The sequence below is a fragment of the Mesobacillus sp. AQ2 genome, assembly GCF_030122805.1.
Taxonomy (GTDB): domain Bacteria; phylum Bacillota; class Bacilli; order Bacillales; family Cytobacillaceae; genus Mesobacillus; species Mesobacillus oceanisediminis_A.
The window spans coordinates 3,903,274-3,922,394 of sequence record NZ_CP126080.1 but is presented as its reverse complement, the minus strand read 5'-3'; the positions used below and the strand labels follow the sequence as shown (position 1 = coordinate 3,922,394).

Below are 19,121 nucleotides of genomic sequence, written 5' to 3'. Positions count from 1 at the left end.
TTCACTTTGTCTGAAGCAGCGCTATGTTCTTATACCTGCATCTAAATCAACGCTCTTATCCCAATAAAATTTGCACTTTTTGGAAGTGTTTTCACCTGGAATTCCGTTCTTCTAAAATATTGACACCCTAAACAAAATTCTCTATCTCAAGATGCTTTGCTGGCAAAGGTAGAATAGGAATTGAGAGATATTTTGTTCGAAGCAATCAGTTTTTCTGAAAGGGGAAGTTTAGGTGGAGCAAAAAGATCAGGGGAAGGCAAACAAAGAAATGATGGCGCTTTCAAAAACTGAAACAGTGTGGAGCCTGGTGTGGGAGGAGAACTTTGATCTTCCTGATATAGATGAAAGTAAGTGGAATTTCGTTGAGGCGGGAACGGGGTTTGGCAATGAAGAATCCCAGTTCTATACAAGACGGAAAGAAAATGCACGGATTGAAAATGGCCACCTGATTATCGAAGCCAGGAATGAGAAGGATAACGTGATGGATTATACATCTGCAAAATTGACGACCAGAGGTAAGGCAGCCTGGACATACGGTCGTTTTACGATCCGGGCGAAGCTGCCTGAAGGCCAGGGAATCTGGCCGGCAATCTGGATGATGCCAGAAGATATGGAATTATACACAGGATGGCCGGCCTGCGGGGAAATTGACATCATGGAGTTGATTGGCCACCAGCCTGGCACGGTTTATGGAACGCTGCATTACGGAATGCCTCACACATATACAGGAGAAAACTATACGCTTCCTGATGGCAAGAAGTTCTCGGAAGATTTCCATGTCTTTACCCTGGATTGGGAGCCAGGTGAATTCAGATGGTATGTGGACGATGTTCTGTATGCAAGGCAGACTGACTGGTTCAGCAAGACTCCAGATTCAGAGGAACCGCAAGCTGGATTTGCACCGTTTGACCGCGATTTCTACCTGCAGCTGAACCTTGCTGTTGGAGGAAAATGGCCTGGTTATCCTGATGAAACAACTCATTTTCCTCAGCAGATGACAGTTGATTACATCAAAGTATACAAAAAAGAAAAATAAACTCAGCAGAGGTGAACAGAGGATGAACAAGTTTTCAAAGGATTTTATTTTTGGTACAGCAACTTCTTCCTATCAGATTGAAGGGGCCTATCAGGAAGATGGCAGAACCCTGTCCATATGGGATACGTTTTCCCGGACTCCCGGAAAGGTCTTCAATATGGATAACGGGGATAGCGCATGTGACCATTACCACTTATATGAGAAAGATATTGAGATTTTAAAAACGCTTGGTGTGGATTCTTATCGTTTCTCGATTGCCTGGCCAAGGATTTTCCCAGAGCAGGGCATGTATAACGAAGCTGGGATGAACTTTTATAAAAAGCTTATATCACGCTTGATCGAAAATGGAATCAAACCCGCAGTCACTCTGTATCACTGGGATCTGCCAATGTGGGCACATAAAAAGGGTGGCTGGACAAACAGGGAATCCGTCAATTGGTTTTTGGAGTATGCAGAAAAATGCTTTGAGGAACTTGATGCACATGTGGAAATGTGGATTACCCATAATGAACCATGGTGCGCAGGTTTCCTCGGCTACCATCAGGGCGTCCATGCACCAGGACATACCAATATGGAAGAGGCGGTGAAGGCTGTCCACCATATGCTTCTGTCCCATGGGGAAGCTGTATCTCTGCTGAAGGGAAAGTTTGCTTCGGAAACTCCGATTGGGATTACGCTGAACCTGTCACCGATGTACCCGGCAAGCAATTCTGCCAATGACCAGCTGGCTGCCAATAATGCGGATGGCTACACGAATAGGTGGTTCCTGGATCCTGTGCTAAAAGGATCTTACCCTGCGGATATGATGAATCTTTTTTCAAAATATGTCCATTCCTTCGACTTCATCCAGGAAGGCGACTTGGAGAAAATTTCCGTGGAATGTGATTTCTTTGGAATCAACTACTATAATCGCAGTCTTGTTGAATTCAATGCAGCATCGGACTTCCTGTTCAAGAGTGCCTATTCAGATTATCCAAAGACCGGAATGGGATGGGATATATCGCCGGCTGAATTTAAAGAACTGATTCATCGCCTGCGCAAGGAATATACGAATCTGCCAATCTATATAACCGAAAATGGCTCGGCGTTCGATGATTTTGTTTCAGATGACCATCGTGTCCATGATACCGAGAGACAGGACTATGTGGAAAAACATATTCGTGCCGTTGCCCAGCTCAATGAGGAGGGCATGAACGTCGCCGGGTATTATCTATGGTCTTTGCTCGATAATTTTGAATGGGCATTTGGCTACGACAAACGCTTTGGAATCACGTATGTTGATTTCGAAACACAGGAGAGAATCCTTAAGGATAGCGGTTACCGCTATGCCGAAATTATCAGGAACCGCTCAATCTAAATCCAACATCTCTGGAGTGAGAAATAATGGGGAAATATCGATTTGATGAAAAAGAATATTTTGTAATTGAAAACTTCGATCAGGCAAAGACCTTTTCGAGCTTCCTGCCGGGATTGGCCGGGTTGTACGGTATACCGATGTGGGCTTTTTACGTAAACCGCGGCCAGGCGATGGTCAGCTTTGGTGTCCAGGATAAAAACCATGCGATCACAGAGTTTTTCCCGGCAAACCAGGCCTACCAGCGAGTATCAATGAATGGTTTCCGCACTTTTATTAAATTGGCTGGAAAAACCGTATTTGAGCCATTCTCGTCATATGGAAGCAAAAAAGATCGCACGAGAAACATGTATATAAAAGAAAACGAACTGAAAATTGAAGAAATCAACCATAAGTATGGGGTCAAGACACTGATTACGTACTTCACGCTGCCGAATGAAAACTTTGGCGCACTGGCAAGAAAGGTTCAAATAGAAAATCTATCTGAACGATCATTCGAACTGGAAGTGCTTGATGGTCTTCCAGCTATCATCCCATACGGAATCGATGATGCAGCATACAAAGCGGTTGGAAATACGCTTAAAAGCTGGATGGATGTTTTCAATCTTGAAAATGGAATTCCGTATTACAGAGTCCGTTCTTCTACGAATGACTCTGCGGAAGTTGAAGAAATTTCGAAAGGTCATTTTTACTTGAGCTTCGATGACCATGGGCAATTGATCACTCCAGTCGTTGATGCGGAGCTTGTCTTTGGGTCGAACAGTTCATTCTCTTTCCCGGATGAGTTTGAAAGCAAATCACTTCATGAGTTATCGAAAGCTCAGCCGGTTACCTCCAACAAAGTGCCTTGTGGATTCTCCGGTCTTAGAAGGGTGCTTGGAAAAGGAGAACAAGTCACATTCCACACACTTGTCGGTCATGTGAAGGACATTGAAATCATTAACGAAAAAGCAGCTGACATAAGAACTGCCGGATATATGGATAGAAAATACGAAGAAGCGCAGAACCTTGTTACGGAGATTACGAAGGATGTCGAGACAAAGACAGCGTCCCCGCTATTTGATGCCTATGTAAACCAAAGCTATCTTGATAATGTACTGCGCGGCGGCTTTCCAATTGAACTGGAGACTGATGATTCAGCCTTTACTTATTATGTTTTTTCCCGCAAGCACGGAGATCTGGAACGGGATTACAACTTTTTCTCGCTTGCGCCTGAGTACTTCTCGCAGGGGAACGGCAACTTCCGTGATGTGAACCAGAACCGCAGGAATGATGTGTTTTTCCATCCTGAGACGGGAGACTACAATATCAAGCTGTTCATGAGCCTGATTCAGGCGGATGGCTATAATCCGCTCGTCGTAAAAGGAGCAAGCTTTGAACTAAAAGATCAATCAGATTGGGGCTGGCTGGATGAACTGGTTCCTCTGCAGAAGGATGCTGAATTCATTAAAAAGAAGCTGATCGGAACCTATACACCAGGATATTTACTCCAAACGATTTCAGACAGCGACATTCAGCTAAACTCATCACTTCCAAATTTCCTGGAAAAAGTCCTTTCAAAGAGCAGCCAGAACATTGAAGCAGAGTTTGGAGAAGGGTACTGGATGGATCACTGGACGTACAATCTCGATCTGGTTGAAAACTATTTGAAGGTTTATCCGGAAAATAAAGCTCAGCTATTGTTCGATGATTATGGCTACAAATACTTCCACAGTCCAGTGTTTGTGAATCCGCGTTCTGAAAAATATGTCCTCGCTAATGGCAAAGTCCGTCAATACGAAGCCATCACAGAATTTGGGCATCAGCAAGGGTCAAATTGGGTGATGAGACCTGATGGTGAATTCTTTACTTCCAATCTTTACAGCAAACTGTTCTCATTGGCATTGCTGAAATTTTCTACATTGGATCCTTTTGGGATGGGGGTGGAAATGGAAGCGAATAAGCCAGGCTGGAATGATTCCATGAATGGCCTGCCAGGAATATTCGGTTCAGCCATGAGTGAGACATTAGAGCTGAAACGCCTGCTTGAATTTCTCATATCTTCTGGAGAGGCTGCAGAACTGGAGATTGCCCTGCCTGCAGAAATAGCCGTTCTGGCTGATTCAGTTGTGGAGTTCCTGAACCAATTTGAAAATGGCGAACTGGATAATTACAGCTACTGGAATCAAACAGCGGCTGCCCGTGAAAAATACCGCGAGTTAGTGAAAAACGGCTTTGAAGGTACGGAAAAGAATATCGAGTTGCAAAAGCTTACTGCTTATGTAAAGAAAATGCTTCATAAAACAAAAGCGGGAATTGACAAGGCAACGGAGCTTGGCAATGGGTTGCTTCCAACTTATTTCTCCTTCGAAGCAGTGAACTGGGAAAAGATCGTCGATGAGAACGGAAATGAAAAACTGAATAAAAAGGGCTTGCCGTTGGTCAAGGTCAATAGCTTTGAAGTGTCTGTTCTTCCGCATTTCCTTGAAGGTCCTGCAAGGGCTTTGAAGACTGCCGACCTGCAAACAGCTAGGTCGACATATCAGCATGTAAGGAACTCGGAAATTTACGACAGTAAGCTGAAAATGTACAAAACTTCTGGATCTCTTGAAGACCAAACATTTGATATCGGCCGTGCGAGGGCATTCACTCCAGGCTGGCTTGAGCGGGAATCCATCTTCATGCATATGGAATTCAAATATCTGCTCAGTGTCCTGAAGTCCAGATTGTATGAAGAGTTCTATGAAGATATCATCTATGCAATGCCGCCGTTCATGGATGCAGAAGTGTATGGAAGAAGCGTCCTGGAGAATTCATCCTTTATCGCGAGCAGCGTAAACCCTGATTCCAGCCTCCATGGACAAGGTTTTGTCGCGAGGCTGAGTGGAACAACGGCAGAATTTTTAAGCATCTGGCAGTTGATGATGATGGGGAAAAACCTTTTTGACGTAAACGAAAAAGGGCTGACGCTGCAGCTTGAGCCGATTCTTCCTTCATGGCTTTTCGATTCAGAGGGCAAGGTGCAATTTACATTGCTGGGCAAAATTCAGGTAACCTATCACAATCCATCAAGGAGAAATACTTTCGGTGATGAAGGTGCCAAGACTGTTAAGTATGTACTCCAAATGAATGGCGAAGAGGTTGAGGTTAATGGCGATAAGCTGCAGGATGCCTATGCACAAGCTGTTAGGGACGGAAAAGTATCAAGGATGGATGTTTACCTAGATTAATAGGACTGAGGTGCTGACAGATGGAAATGAAAATGATCCAAACTTCAAAAAACACAGGCGACCGCTTTGCTGACAAGGGCAAAATTTCTTTTACAGATGAGCCTGGCCGCGATTTTGTGATGAAGCTTGACCCAGAAAAGAAATACCAAAGCTTCATGGGATTCGGCGGAGCTTTTACAGAGGCAGCTGCTTACACACTTTCGCAAATTCCCGGGGAAGAACGCGCAAAAATAATCGACAGCTATTTTAACCAGGAGACAGGTCTTGGTTACAGCCTGGGCAGGACCCATATCCATAGCTGTGATTTTGCCCTCGAAAATTACACCTATGTTGAAGAGAATGACACGGAGCTTAAAACCTTTTCAATCGAGCGTGAAAACAAATATGTATTGCCGCTCATAAAGGATGCTGTGAAGGCCAGAGGGGAAGGATTGACGATCCTTTCTTCTCCATGGAGCCCTCCAGCCTGGATGAAGACCAATAATGAAATGAATAACGGCGGGAAGCTAAAGGCTGAGTTCAATGATACATGGGCTTTGTATTACACCAAATATATCAAGGCAATGGAAACAGAGGGTGTGCCGATCTGGGGGATCACCGTCCAAAATGAGCCTGAAGCCACGCAGGTTTGGGATTCTTGCAGATATACAGCAGAAGAAGAGCGTGATTTTGTCAAAAATCATTTAGGTCCTGTCATGGAAAAGGAAGGCCATGAGGACAAGAAAATCATCATCTGGGACCACAACCGGGATATCGCCTATGAACGGGCAAAAACGATTCTATCAGATTCTGAGGCTGCAAAATATATTTGGGGTACAGGTCTCCACTGGTATGTATCAGAAGAATTCGAGAATTTGAGCAAGATTCACGAAGACTTCCCTGACAAGCACCTGATTTTTACCGAAGGATGCATTGAAGGCGGAGTCCAGCTGGGCGCATGGCATACTGGAGAACGTTACGCCAGGAACATCATGGGCGACATCAACAACTGGCTTGAAGGCTGGATTGACTGGAATATCGTCCTTAACGAACAGGGCGGGCCGAACCATGTAGGCAACTACTGCGATGCTCCTGTGATCGTCGACACGAAAACTGGTGAGGTTCACTATAACAGCTCCTTTTATTATATTGGACACTTCAGCAAATACATTAAGCCGAACGCAGTTAGAATCGGGCATGAATTAAATCATGAATCTTTAAAAGCAGTTTCATTTAAAAATGAAGATGGCTCGATTGTTGCGGTTGTCATGAATGATGCAGACACAACAGAGTCATTCTCACTATCGGTCGGAGGCAAGATTGCCAAAGCCGAGCTGCCTGGTCATTCAATTACAACATTCATAATAGAAAGTTAAGCTCTGCCGCCTCCTTGTCATGACAAAATGTGATTTACGCTAATGATCAACATGAAAAGGAGGTGGATTTATTTTAGAAGTCTTTAATGCTTGTAAAATAATGAAGGAGGAATTGGTATGAAGAAGACCTTGGCTCTTTTGTTGAGTGCCATGATGATTTTGCCAGCAGCCAGTTTCGGGGCGCCAAAAGATAAACCAGGAAATGAAGAGTTGAAAAACAAACAGAACAAATCTGAGTGGTCACTTGTCTGGTCAGATGAGTTCAGCGGTCCGGAAATCGACCGCAGCAAATGGACTTATGATATCGGGAACTGGATCGTAGATGAGGATGGCAACGGGGTTACTTCAGGTTGGGGCAACAACGAGAAAGAGTATTATACGGATTCTGATGAAAACGCTTTTATTGATGATGGCAAGCTTGTCATAAAAGCGAAAAAAGAACAGGTTACAGACCAGTTTGGAACATACGATTATACTTCTGCCAAACTCAAAACAAAAGGTCTCTTCAGCAAGACATACGGCAGATACGAAATCAAGGCGAAGCTGCCAACAGGCAAAGGACTTTGGCCTGCGATCTGGATGCTTCCTGAAGAAGATAAATATGGTTCCTGGGCAGCCTCCGGTGAAATCGATATCATGGAGGCGTGGGGAAGCCGGCCGAATACAGTGGCAGGAACAATCCATTATGGCGAAGGCTGGCCAAATAACAAGTATACAGGTAAGGAATTCGAACTTCCTGAAAACAGAGGCATTGACAAGTGGCATACATATGCTCTCGAATGGGAGCCTGGAGAGCTACGCTGGTATGTTGATGGTCAACTCTATCAAACTCAAAATAAATGGTATTCAAAAGGAAAGGATAACGCAGCAAACTATTCCTATCCTGCACCTTTTGATCAGGAATTCTATTTGGTTATGAACCTTGCAGTTGGAGGCTGGTTTGACGGTGAAGTTGACGAGACGACGAAATTCCCAAGCCAGATGGAAGTCGACTATGTAAGGGTGTACGACTTGAAGAAACGGGATTACCGCGAACCTGTGGAACCGGTGTCCGGACCTGTGGAATTGCCAGCAGATGCTAAGCAGCCTTTAGAGGATGGCAATTTGGTTTATGACCAAAACTATCAAAAGCCAGTAACAGTAGTGGATCAGCCTGGGGTGGAACTGGATCCGCTATATTGGAACTTTGTGAAGTTACCAGAGTTCGGAGGAGACGGCAGATTAGAACTAGAGGAAATCGATAGCAAGAATTTTGCTAAAATGAATATCACGAATCCAGGTTCACAGCTTTATTCCCTGCAAATGATCCAGAACATCTCGCTTGGCAATGGCGGGAAGTATAAGGTCAGCTTTGATGCCAAATCGACTGCGGGAAGAAAGGTCATGGTAAAAGTAGGGGCTGGCGAGAAACGAGGCTGGGTGAAGTATTCGAATGAGGAATCCTTCCAGCTTTCTGCCGAGCTGCAACGCTATGAATTTACATTTGATATGCTGAATGAGACTGATATTGCATCAAGGCTTGAGTTCAATCTTGGCGGCAATGGGACGAATCCGGTTTGGATCGGCAATGTAAAAGTTGAAGATATTACAGGCACACCAGTAGATCAAAATGGTGCAAAACAGCCGTTGCCAAATGGCAACCATGTTTATAATGGAACATTCGACCAGGGTGGCATGGACCGGATGATATTCTGGAATTTCTCAGTTGAAGAAGCAGCTGCAAAGGCCTCTGTTTCTGAAAACACACGAGAACTTCATGTGGCAATTGAAGAGGGGGACAGCCATCCTGAAGCAGTCCAGCTTGACCAAAAAGGGATTAACCTGGTTGCGGGAAATGATTATAAGCTTTCCTTTAAAGCAAAAGCAGCAGAACAAAGACCGATTCAAGTCAGCCTTTTGAATGTTGGCGGCACGGTTAACTACTCTGGAATTGGCACAATTGAGCTCACTTCCAATATGGAAGAGAAAACATTTGAATTTACAATGCCAGAAAATATTTCTGATTCAGAAGCTCAGCTTGTCTTTAGTTTTGGCGGCGGAGATGTCGATGTTTATATGGATGATGTTGTCCTGATAAAAACATCCAACATTCCGGACTATGGAGACATTGACTTATATCCTTTGAAAAATGGGGATTTCACAGACGGATTATCAGCTTGGGAAAATTATGCTCATTATGATGCCAGCGCCCAGATCACTCCAGAAAATGGAGAGGCCAAAGTGGCTATTGGCAATGAAGGAAATGAAACTTGGAGCGTCCAGCTGATACAGCCGAACTTGAACCTTACTAAAGAAGTGGTCTATGAATTATCCTTCGATGCCCGTTCTACAAAGGATAGACAGGCTGAGGTAACGATTGAGAACGCTGAATATACTCGGTTCTTGAGTAAATCGATCACACTTAGTGGTCAAATGCAGCAATTCACCTATGAATTCAAAATGCCCGCCGATGACATTGCGTCCTTCAAAATGCTGCTTGGTAAAAACGCTCTTTCACCAGTCGGCGCACATGATGTATTTATCGATAACGTGGTGTTGAAGGTTAAAGACGCTCCGTCCGAGCAAGATCCCGGCTCCACTCCGGGAATTGATAACGGAACATTCAGCGCTGGAACGGAAAGCTGGTCCTCATGGTGGGGCGACCAGTGGAGCGGGTATGCTGCTGGAGAGATGACGGCTGACAATGGAGAACTAAAGGTTGCGATTTCACAGATTGGCGGTGCATCGTATTCTCCTCAGGTATTTCAGAAGGATTTGCTTTTTGAAAATGGCAGCAGCTATACAGTAGCTTTTGATGCAAGAGCAGATGTGCCAAGGAAAATGAATGTCAATATTGGCAGGGAATTGAGCACGGACCCTTGGTTCATAGCTTATATGCCAACACACACAGTGGATTTAACGACAGATATGACCCATCACAGCATCACTTTTGTCATGACTGAAGAAACCTATGCAGATGGCAAAATCGTTTTCGAGCTGGGCAATATTTTCGAAGGCAATGCGGCAGCAAATGTCTATCTGGACAATGTGAGCATCATAAAAAAATAGGTGAATTAGCGGATGTATTGACTTGGTCGAAATAATTGGGAATGTGGTCGAATAATTTAAAAATTCGCCGAAAAAACTCAAAATGTGGTCGAATAAATTAGAAATTCGCCAATAAAATTTAAAATGTGGTCGAATAATTTTAAAACTCGTCAATATAATTCAATAATAGTCGAAATCAAGAGGCAGAACAGCAAGGCTTTTCTGCCTCTTTTCCTTCAAATTCAGGAAAAGGAATATTGAAGAAGCGTGGCCAGAGTAATTTTATCAGAGGAAACTTTTAAAGGTGGAAATGCAAGATGACTTTACAGAAAAACAGTCTGCCTAAACAGATTGGCTTATTAGATCGCCTTTATCATTGATGAATGGTTCAGGGGAATCATCATGTACATAAGGTGGAAAAGCAGAGTATGGGAAAAGAAGGTACTGATTGATGCAAACGAACAGCCAGCATGACAGTAGAGGAGGAGGAAGATGAATTACAGACAGCTTGGAAGTACAGGGATAAAAGTGTCGGAAGTTGGTTTCGGTGGCTGGCAGCTCGGCAATGCAAGGGACTGGGAAGGCATGGATGACAATCAGGCAATCATGCTGGTGCATGAAGCACTTGACCGGGGCTGCAATTTCTTTGATACTGCTCCTAATTATGGAGGTGGCAAAAGTGAGTCATTGCTTGGAGAGGCTCTTTCCGGAAGAAGGAGCGAGGCAGTGATTAACAGCAAATTTGGCCATCATCCAGATAACACCCTTGATTTTGATTCGCAGAAGATCCGCAGTTCGGTTGAAGGTAGTTTGCAGCGGCTTAAAACGGATTACCTGGATTCGATTTTATTGCATAATCCCCCGCTTGAAATCCTGACCGGAAAAAGCGATCACTTTTACATATTGGAATCCCTCAAGCAGCAAGGGAAGATTCGGGCATACGGAGCTTCAGTCGATTCCGGGTATGAAATGGAGGAGCTCATGAAGTCTACTGGCAGTCAGATCATCGAAGTGATGTTCAATATTTTTCATCAGGAGCCTAGAAGCGCCTTCACTATGGCTGCAGAGAAGAATGTGGGACTGATTGTTAAAGTTCCGCTTGATTCTGGGTGGCTATCAGGCAAGTATGATGAAAATAGTGTTTTTACAGATATCAGGAGCCGTTGGGATCAGAATCAACTCAGGAAAAGAGCCGAGCTGCTGCCTGTCCTCAAGGAAATGCTCGAACCAGGGGAATCGCTGGTCCAGTTGGCCTTAAGGTTTATACTTGATTATCAGGAGGTGTCTACCGTAATACCTGGAAACAAGAAACTTGAACAGCTGATTGAGAATTTATCTGCGTCAGATAAAAGGATTTCAACGGAAAAAGTAGAAAACCTAGAAGTATTATGGGAAAAGACGCTGCAAGCCAATCCATTGGGATGGTAGAAATGATTAGGAATATTTGGAGGTTAAAATTATGGCATATCAACCAGACAGCAGTCGCTATGAAACGATGACTTATAACAGATGCGGTAAATCAGGGCTTAAATTGCCAGCCATTTCACTAGGGCTATGGCATAATTTCGGCGGCCAGGATACTTTTGAAAATGGGCGTTCGTTAATCAGGCGGGCTTTTGATCTGGGTATTACCCATTTCGATCTTGCGAATAACTATGGACCGCCCCCGGGATCAGCAGAAGAAAACTTCGGCAGCATCCTCCGCAAGGATTTTTCAGGATACCGTGATGAAATGGTGATTTCGACCAAAGCTGGCTACGGCATGTGGCAGGGGCCCTATGGTGATTGGGGTTCAAGAAAATACCTGGTAACCAGCCTCGACCAGAGTCTAAAAAGGATGGAACTCGATTATGTCGATATCTTTTATCATCACAGGCCGGATCCGGAAACTCCTCTAGAGGAAACGATGATGGCACTTGATCATGTCGTCAGGCAGGGGAAGGCTCTTTATGTTGGTTTGTCCAATTATGGAGTAGAGGAAACAAAACAGGCTGTCGCGATTCTAAAAGAACTGGGAACACCGTTGTTGATCCATCAGCCTGCTTATTCAATGTTCAACCGATGGGTAGAAGATGGACTGACAGATTTGCTGAAGGAAGAAGGAGTCGGATCGATTGCGTTTGTTCCACTTGCCCAAGGGTTGCTGACCAATAGATACTTAAACGGAATCCCCGAAGATTCCAGAGCCCTGAAGCCAAACAGTTTCCTCAATGAAGGTGATGTATCTGAAGAAGTTCTTGCCAGGGTTAGAAAACTAAATGAAATTGCACAGGAACGGGGCCAGTCACTTGCCCAGATGGCACTGGCCTGGGTTCTTAGGGAACAGAAAATCACCTCAGCCCTTATAGGCGCAAGCAAAGTAAGCCAGATTGAAGAAAATGTCGCCGCCCTGAACCGTCTGGATTTCAGTGAGGCAGAATTGAACATGATTGATGATATTCTTAAATAGTTACCTGAACAAGCTGTAAAGCCAATTGGTTTTGCAGCTTTATTTTTTGCCGGAATAAATTTCTTGGTATCAGGGTAAAGGTAGATTAGCTTTCTTTTACCAAAAGACATAGGTTTTGGTAGTATTTAATTAGCAATATCCGGCTCTGCCTGTAACGAAAAATAAGAACTGATGAAAGTGTTAACACTAATAGTAAAATTAGACAAGAAAACTTAGGGGTGAAAAAGTGATCAGCTTTGAAAATGTCGCAAAGAAATATGACGATGGAACCTATGCGGTGAAGAATTTTAATTTACATATTAACGAAGGGGAATTGCTTGTCCTGATCGGTCCGAGCGGCTCCGGTAAGACGACGACTTTAAAAATGATCAATCGGCTGATTCCGCTTACGGCCGGCTACATAAGGATCAAGGATAAGATGATCAGTGACTATGATATTCACGAGCTTCGCTGGGATATTGGGTATGTGCTTCAGCAGATTGCCTTGTTTCCGCATATGACGATCGAAGAAAATATAGCGGTCGTCCCAGAGATGAAGAAATGGGATCAGAATAAAATCAGTCACCGGATCGATGAATTGTTGGATATGGTTGGACTTGACCCGAAAACCTATCGTAAAAGGCTGCCCCATGAACTATCCGGAGGGCAGCAGCAAAGGATTGGCGTAGCCCGGGCGCTTGCTGCCAATCCGCCGATCATTTTAATGGACGAGCCATTCAGCGCATTGGACCCATTGAGCAGGGAAAAACTTCAGGATGACCTGATTCAATTGCAAAACAACATAAAGAAAACGATCGTATTCGTGACCCATGATATGAGCGAGGCATTGAAGCTTGGTGACCGGATTTGCCTGATGAGGAATGGGGAAGTTGTCCAGACAGGATCCCCGGAAGAACTGCTGCAACAGCCTGCGAATGACTTTGTCCGTGAGTTTGTCGGGATTGACCAATCTAAGGGGAAAATGGTGGATATCATTGAAGCTGTTCATCCTGCGAATCCTATGGAGATGGAGCACCTTCCTGTCATTTCCCGCAAGGTGTCGATCAATGGAATCCTCGTGTTATTGAGTGAGCATGAACAGCTAGCGGTTGTTGATGGTGATGAAAAAATCGGTACCATTGACCGACAGGGGATGATCCAGATTTTATCTGGCCGAATGGAGGCGATGAAATGAACGGCTGGACTTCCACTTTTGCAGAAAGAAAAGATGAACTTTTAAGTGCCCTGCTCGAACATATCCAGATTTCTTTCATTGCGCTATTCTTCGCAGTGTTAATCGCCATTCCGCTCGGTATTTTCCTGACAAGAAGGAAGCGGATATCAGAAGGAATCATAGGAGTAACTGCGGTGCTGCAAACAATTCCTTCACTTGCATTGCTCGGACTGTTGATTCCTCTGTTCGGAATTGGCAAAGTCCCGGCAATCATTGCCCTAGTGGCGTATGCACTTCTTCCGATTTTAAGGAATACATATACAGGAATCAATGAGGTAGATCCCGCGTTAATTGAAGCTGCCCGGGCCATGGGAATGAACAGCAAGCGGCGTTTGATGAAAGTGGAACTTCCATTGGCGATGCCGGTCATTATGGCTGGAATCCGGACAGCGATGGTCTTGATCGTTGGAACAGCAACGATTGCAGCCCTGATTGGAGCCGGTGGGCTAGGTGACCTGATCCTCCTCGGAATCGATCGTAATAACACGGCATTAATCGTTCTTGGGGCCATACCCGCTGCCCTTCTTGCGATCCTGTTCGACCTCGTGCTTAGAAGGTTTGAAACGGTTTCTTTTAAAAAATCACTTGTAACAATTGGGGCCATTTCATTAGCCGTAATCCTCATGATGGCCATGCCATTCCTCGGCGGGAAAAATGAAGACGAACTTGTCATCGCCGGAAAGCTGGGATCGGAACCGGAAATTCTGATCAATATGTACAAGCTCCTGATCGAAGAAGAAACGGACCATTCGGTACAGCTGAAGCCGGGACTGGGAAAAACATCTTTTGTTTTCACCGCATTGAAAAATGGAGATATTGATATTTATCCGGAATTTACCGGCACGGCCATCTCGGAATTTTTAAAAGAAACAGCCGAGAGTACAAGCCGCCAAGAAGTATATCAGCAGGCAAAAGAAGGGATGAAAAAAGAGTTCGACATGGATATGCTTCGGCCGATGGATTACAACAACACCTATGCTTTAGCCGTTCCGGAACAATTGGCAAAGGAAAAGGACTTGAAAACCATATCTGACTTGAAATCGATTGAAACATCATTAAAAGCTGGCTTCACGCTTGAGTTTTCAGATCGGGAAGATGGCTACAAAGGAATCCAGAAGCTTTATAATCTGAATCTGCCAAGCTTGACCACTATGGAGCCAAAACTTAGGTACGGAGCGATAAAAAGCGGGGAAATCAACCTGGTGGATGCCTACTCCACCGACAGTGAGCTCCAGCGCTACAAGCTGGTCGTACTTGAAGATGATAAAAACTTATTCCCTCCATATCAGGGAGCCCCTCTCATGAGAGCTGAAACAGCAGAAAAATATCCCGAAATCGTCGAGGCACTTAACAAGCTCGAGGGTAAAATCACCGATGATGAAATGCGGAAAATGAATTATCAGGTGAATGTAGAAGGGAAGTCGGCTGAAGAGACAGCACGGAAGTATTTAAGAGAAGCCGGATTATTAGAATAAATACATCATGAACATCAGTTAAGACAAGAGGCAGGAAAACCAATTGGTTTTCCTGCCTCATGTCAGTGGTGAAATTAATACAGACTAATTACTAATACTCGATAGAAAGCGAGTTTTTGCCTGTGCAAAAATGGCATTGATTTCGCCATAAATGGATTCTCTTTCATTTTTATTCGTCACATCAATAACCTTATATTTTAATTCTTTTACTAAATTATGTTCTTCTGATGTCAAAATATCCTTAAATATATGAAATCCTCCTGTTGAAATATTGATGTGTTAGGAAATTTAAAAATCCCATGAAGGAAAAAACCTGGCAGGCTTTCATGATAGATGATTGTTTACCCTCTTTTGAAAACAAATAAACTGATTCTTAACTACTCTAAGAGGTTCGCCCGCCCCAGCATATTAAAGGGAGTGAATCGAGCTATAGTTTTTTCATGAAATGACAAATTACTGTTAAAAACCCTCGTCACAACAGCGGGGGTTTTTATTTGCGTAAATTTGAACCGCTCCTAAAAAAAGTTAAATTTCTAGTACTCCCAGGGGTTTGATATGTGATTTGACTCACTACATTGATAATCATTCGCAATTAAGATGAAGGTAAGAAATCAAAGGAGGGGATTTGGTTGAAAGTTACAGACAGAAGTGGCCAGGAAGAAGTTCAGGGTGAAATCGTGGAGGTTACAAATCACGAGAAAACAAAGGTAGGGACCTGGATATCGGTTGGCGTAGTGGGAGCAGTGATTCTTGCTACCTACTTTATTCTATTCGGACTTTATATGGCAAGAGTCTAGAAGGGGGAGAGAAAAAATGCATTTAGATGAAAAAATCTGGCTGTTTTTAAGTTTTGGAATGATCATGGGATTCATGATTTTTACTGGGTACCAGGCAGTGGCATTAGGAATGGGGCCGCCAAGCCATAAAGAAACGATTGATCCGCAAAAGGTCGATGAAACAGCTCCATTTGATGAGCCGGGAATAAAACAAATTGGTGAAAACGAGTACGAAGTTGTCATGACGCTTCAGGTATTTAGTTTTACACCAATGGAAATCGAAGTTCCTGCCGGTTCTACAGTCCATTTCACTTTAACGTCAAAAGATGTTGTCCATGGTTTCCAGGTGGCAAATACGAATTTAAACGCAATGGTTATGCCGGGTCATATCCAAAAAATATCTCAGAAGTTTGATGAACCAGGTGAATATTTGGTGCTATGCAATGAATATTGCGGTGCCGGGCACCAGGCCATGAGCACGAAAATCATCGTTAAATAAAAGGGGGGAAAAAATATGCAGTCTGCAGTAAACTCAACTTCATTTAAACAAAAAACTAATCAAGTATTAGGAATTAGCCAGGAAGATGCAAGAATCTCGAAATCATACTTATCTATTGCGTTCATCGCATTGCTGCTTGGCGGTTTCCTGGGCTTGCTTCAAGGCCTGAATCGAGCGGGTGTCCTGCAATTGCCGCCATGGCTTAACTATTATCAGGTGCTTACGGCCCATGGAATCTTGTTAGTCGTTGTATTATCGGCATTCTTCACGATTGGGTATTTTTATGCCGGACTCTCTCACACGCTGGGAGGATTGCTGCCTAAAGTAAGGAAAATGGCATGGATCGGTTTTTGGATGAAGATATTCGGATTTGTTTTGGTCGTCATTCCAATTTTAAAGAATGAAGCCTCGGTCATGTACACCTTCTATCCGCCAATGGCCGCATCACCAATGTTTTACTTTGGCCTGGTATTCATTGTCTTGGGCATCTGGATGCTAGCATTAGGAGCGTTTACACAGGTTGCGAACTGGAGAAGGAATCACAAGGGACAACACCTCCCGATCCTCGCCTTCTTTGCAACAGGTGTCTTCGTCCTGTTAGTCGGCGCAACAGCTTTTGTTGCGGTGGAAGTCCTGTTCATGATCATTCCATGGACACTTGGCTGGACAGACGGCATAAACGTATTGCTGGCGCGTACACTTTTCTGGGCATTTGGCCATACTGCCGTTAACATTTGGTATCTGACAGCTGTCTCTGCATGGTATGTCATCGTACCAAAAATAATCGGCGGACACCGTTGGAATGATCTCTTAACACGTATGGTTGTCATTCCGTTAGTAATTATGAACATTACCGGCGGATTCCACCATCAGATCATTGACCCCGGTATTTCGGAGTCGATTAAATATATGCACGTGTTCATGAGCCTTGCAATCGGATTTCCATCTTTAATGACCGCATACGCGATGTTCAGGGTTTTTGAACGTACTGCACGAGCGAAAGGCGGAAAGGGTTTAGTTGGCTGGTATAAAAAGATGCCATGGGGCGATGTACGATTCCTGTCGCCGTTTATCGCCATGGTAGCATTCATTCCCGCTGGAGCTGGCGGAATTGCACAAAGCACGAACCAATTGGACCAGGTTATACACAATACAATGTGGGTGGTAGGCCATTTCCACTTAACACTTGGAATGTCTGTCATCATGACCTTCTTCGGCATCAGTTACTGGCTCGTTCCATATCTGTCAAAACGGGTGCTGACACCTGCCATTAATAGATTGGGAGTGATTCAAACCGTCATATGGACTATAGGTATGGTGATCATGTCGATTTCCATGCATGCTGCCGGGCTATTTGGCTCTCCAAGGAGAACATCCTTCACAACCTATGGGGACTTTGCAGAAAAACTTGGATGGAATCCTCTAATGGCAGCGGTGGGGATTGGAGCAAGCTTATTGCTGATTGCCGTCATCCTTCAAGTTTATGCGGTATTCAACCTCATGTTTTTCGCACCAAAGGGAGTAACAGAATTCCCAATTGCCGAAGAGGAAGCAGGAGCGTCGAAAACGCCATACTGGACAGAGCGCTGGGGAATCTGGGTTGTGCTCATGCTATTGGTTGTTTCGATGGCTTATGTATTGCCAATCGCAGACATGATCATGAATGCACCTCCAGGATCGCCGCCATTTAAGACTTGGTAAAAAGAAAAGCGAAAGCGCCTTGGTCAGTCCCGACAAGCGTTGGAGGGCCTGCCAGTGAAGTCGCTCTTTGACTTCATTGGCAGGACTGAAATTGAAAAGCGGAGGCGACTGCCCAACTCCGACAAGCGCTGGAGGGCCTGACAGTGAAGTTGCTCTTTGACTTCATTGGCAGGACTGAAGCGTCTCGAGGAGTTAGGAGCCGGAGCTAGAAAAACGACTCGAGGGGCTAGGCGCTGTAGCTGGACACTAATCTAATTGCAAAAAACTTTTTACTTTCTTGTTATGTAAACAAAGAGATAGCTCCTGAAATCAGGACTATCTCTTTCAAGTCAGAATGTAATGTGAAAACAGGACCTATATAAGAATCACCACTGAAAAATGGGATGTGATCAATTTGATCAAAAATCGGCAAACGGCCGTATCTTGTATAGTTATATTGGTGTTTGGACTTCTTTTATTTTATACAGGAACAGACGGATTCACAGCTTATACAGCAGAGACAGCAAGAGTGACAAAACTGGTTGAAGAACAGCCCCAGTTTCCACAAGTAACCTTTGAGGATAGTGAGGATCGGACCTATTCTATTTCCGAATTTGAAGGAAAATATGTATTTATCACTTTTATCTATACAGGCTGCACTACGATATGCATTAAGCTAGAAGAAAATATGTCGCAGGTGTACGAACTGCTTCCCAGTGAATATATAGGCAAGGATATCATCTTTTTAAGCATCAGCTTTGACCCGGGCAAAGATGATCCGGCTACGTTGAACAAGTATAAGGATTTATTCGGAAGTGATGGAGAGACATGGAGAATGGCCAGAATCCCTGACCAGGAACAGTTGGATACCTTGCTGAAGAAGTTTGGCGTCATTGTGATTCCGGATGGAAATGGGAACTTCGCTCATAATTCTGCGTTTTATTTATTGGACCGTCAAGGCGCACTAGTGGATGTAATGGATTTTACACTGGTAAATGAGGCAGCAGATAGGCTGAAAGAGACTTTAGAAGCAGACAGGGGGAAATGA

The 19,121-nt window shown here is 44.1% G+C and carries 13 protein-coding genes; all 13 read left to right on the top strand.

Annotated elements, in window-relative coordinates:
* The first annotated feature begins 232 nt into the window (after nt 1–232).
* The 13 genes from QNH36_RS19730 (at nt 233) to QNH36_RS19670 (ending at nt 19,121) form a co-directional block, all read left to right on the top strand.
* Nucleotides 233–1,036: a glycoside hydrolase family 16 protein gene (locus QNH36_RS19730; protein ID WP_283904024.1), complete on the top strand. Its 804-nt coding sequence runs from the start codon at nt 233–235 to the stop codon at nt 1,034–1,036.
* A 22-nt stretch (nt 1,037–1,058) separates the two neighbouring features.
* Entirely contained in the window at nt 1,059–2,393 is a 1,335-nt protein-coding gene (locus tag QNH36_RS19725) for a GH1 family beta-glucosidase (RefSeq protein ID WP_283904023.1), read from the top strand.
* Between the two features lie 26 nt (nt 2,394–2,419).
* Nucleotides 2,420–5,599: a cellobiose phosphorylase gene (locus QNH36_RS19720; protein WP_283904022.1), complete on the top strand. Its 3,180-nt coding sequence runs from the start codon at nt 2,420–2,422 to the stop codon at nt 5,597–5,599.
* A 20-nt stretch (nt 5,600–5,619) separates the two neighbouring features.
* Nucleotides 5,620–6,954, top strand: a complete 1,335-nt coding sequence (locus QNH36_RS19715) for a glycoside hydrolase family 30 protein (RefSeq protein WP_251544317.1) — start codon at nt 5,620–5,622, stop codon at nt 6,952–6,954.
* A 117-nt stretch (nt 6,955–7,071) separates the two neighbouring features.
* Nucleotides 7,072–10,002, top strand: coding sequence for a carbohydrate binding domain-containing protein (locus QNH36_RS19710; protein WP_283904021.1), 2,931 nt, complete (start codon nt 7,072–7,074; stop codon nt 10,000–10,002).
* A gap of 471 nt (nt 10,003–10,473) precedes the next feature.
* Nucleotides 10,474–11,409: an aldo/keto reductase gene (locus QNH36_RS19705; RefSeq protein ID WP_144478863.1), complete on the top strand. Its 936-nt coding sequence runs from the start codon at nt 10,474–10,476 to the stop codon at nt 11,407–11,409.
* Between the two features lie 31 nt (nt 11,410–11,440).
* Nucleotides 11,441–12,430 carry an L-glyceraldehyde 3-phosphate reductase gene (mgrA, locus tag QNH36_RS19700; RefSeq protein ID WP_144478865.1) on the top strand — a complete coding sequence of 330 codons (990 nt, stop codon included), beginning with the start codon at nt 11,441–11,443 and terminating at the stop codon, nt 12,428–12,430.
* A gap of 226 nt (nt 12,431–12,656) precedes the next feature.
* Nucleotides 12,657–13,604 carry an ABC transporter ATP-binding protein gene (locus tag QNH36_RS19695; protein ID WP_251544310.1) on the top strand — a complete coding sequence of 316 codons (948 nt, stop codon included), beginning with the start codon at nt 12,657–12,659 and terminating at the stop codon, nt 13,602–13,604.
* Nucleotides 13,601–15,118, top strand: coding sequence for an osmoprotectant update ABC transporter permease/substrate-binding subunit OpuFB (gene opuFB / locus QNH36_RS19690; protein WP_283904020.1), 1,518 nt, complete (start codon nt 13,601–13,603; stop codon nt 15,116–15,118). Before QNH36_RS19695 ends, opuFB begins: the two co-directional genes overlap by 4 nt.
* Before the next feature lie 629 nt (nt 15,119–15,747).
* Nucleotides 15,748–15,915 carry a hypothetical protein gene (locus QNH36_RS19685; RefSeq protein WP_186326811.1) on the top strand — a complete coding sequence of 56 codons (168 nt, stop codon included), beginning with the start codon at nt 15,748–15,750 and terminating at the stop codon, nt 15,913–15,915.
* A 16-nt stretch (nt 15,916–15,931) separates the two neighbouring features.
* Nucleotides 15,932–16,393 carry a cytochrome c oxidase subunit II gene (locus QNH36_RS19680; RefSeq protein ID WP_023626815.1) on the top strand — a complete coding sequence of 154 codons (462 nt, stop codon included), beginning with the start codon at nt 15,932–15,934 and terminating at the stop codon, nt 16,391–16,393.
* Between the two features lie 15 nt (nt 16,394–16,408).
* Nucleotides 16,409–18,094: a cbb3-type cytochrome c oxidase subunit I gene (locus QNH36_RS19675; protein ID WP_144478871.1), complete on the top strand. Its 1,686-nt coding sequence runs from the start codon at nt 16,409–16,411 to the stop codon at nt 18,092–18,094.
* 394 nt (nt 18,095–18,488) lie between these two features.
* A complete protein-coding gene (locus tag QNH36_RS19670; protein WP_144478873.1) occupies nt 18,489–19,121 on the top strand; it encodes an SCO family protein in 633 nt (210 codons plus the stop codon).

Excerpts from the sequence above, each read along its gene's own strand:
- QNH36_RS19720 (WP_283904022.1), top strand. The coding sequence starts at position 2,420 with ATGGGGAAATATCGATTTGATGAAAAAGAATATTTTGTAATTGAAAAC.
- mgrA (WP_144478865.1), top strand. The coding sequence starts at position 11,441 with ATGGCATATCAACCAGACAGCAGTCGCTATGAAACGATGACTTATAAC.
- QNH36_RS19710 (WP_283904021.1), top strand. The coding sequence starts at position 7,072 with ATGAAGAAGACCTTGGCTCTTTTGTTGAGTGCCATGATGATTTTGCCA.
- QNH36_RS19725 (WP_283904023.1), top strand. The coding sequence starts at position 1,059 with ATGAACAAGTTTTCAAAGGATTTTATTTTTGGTACAGCAACTTCTTCC.
- opuFB (WP_283904020.1), top strand. The coding sequence starts at position 13,601 with ATGAACGGCTGGACTTCCACTTTTGCAGAAAGAAAAGATGAACTTTTA.
- QNH36_RS19675 (WP_144478871.1), top strand. The coding sequence starts at position 16,409 with ATGCAGTCTGCAGTAAACTCAACTTCATTTAAACAAAAAACTAATCAA.
- QNH36_RS19680 (WP_023626815.1), top strand. The coding sequence starts at position 15,932 with ATGCATTTAGATGAAAAAATCTGGCTGTTTTTAAGTTTTGGAATGATC.
- QNH36_RS19715 (WP_251544317.1), top strand. The coding sequence starts at position 5,620 with ATGGAAATGAAAATGATCCAAACTTCAAAAAACACAGGCGACCGCTTT.
- QNH36_RS19705 (WP_144478863.1), top strand. The coding sequence starts at position 10,474 with ATGAATTACAGACAGCTTGGAAGTACAGGGATAAAAGTGTCGGAAGTT.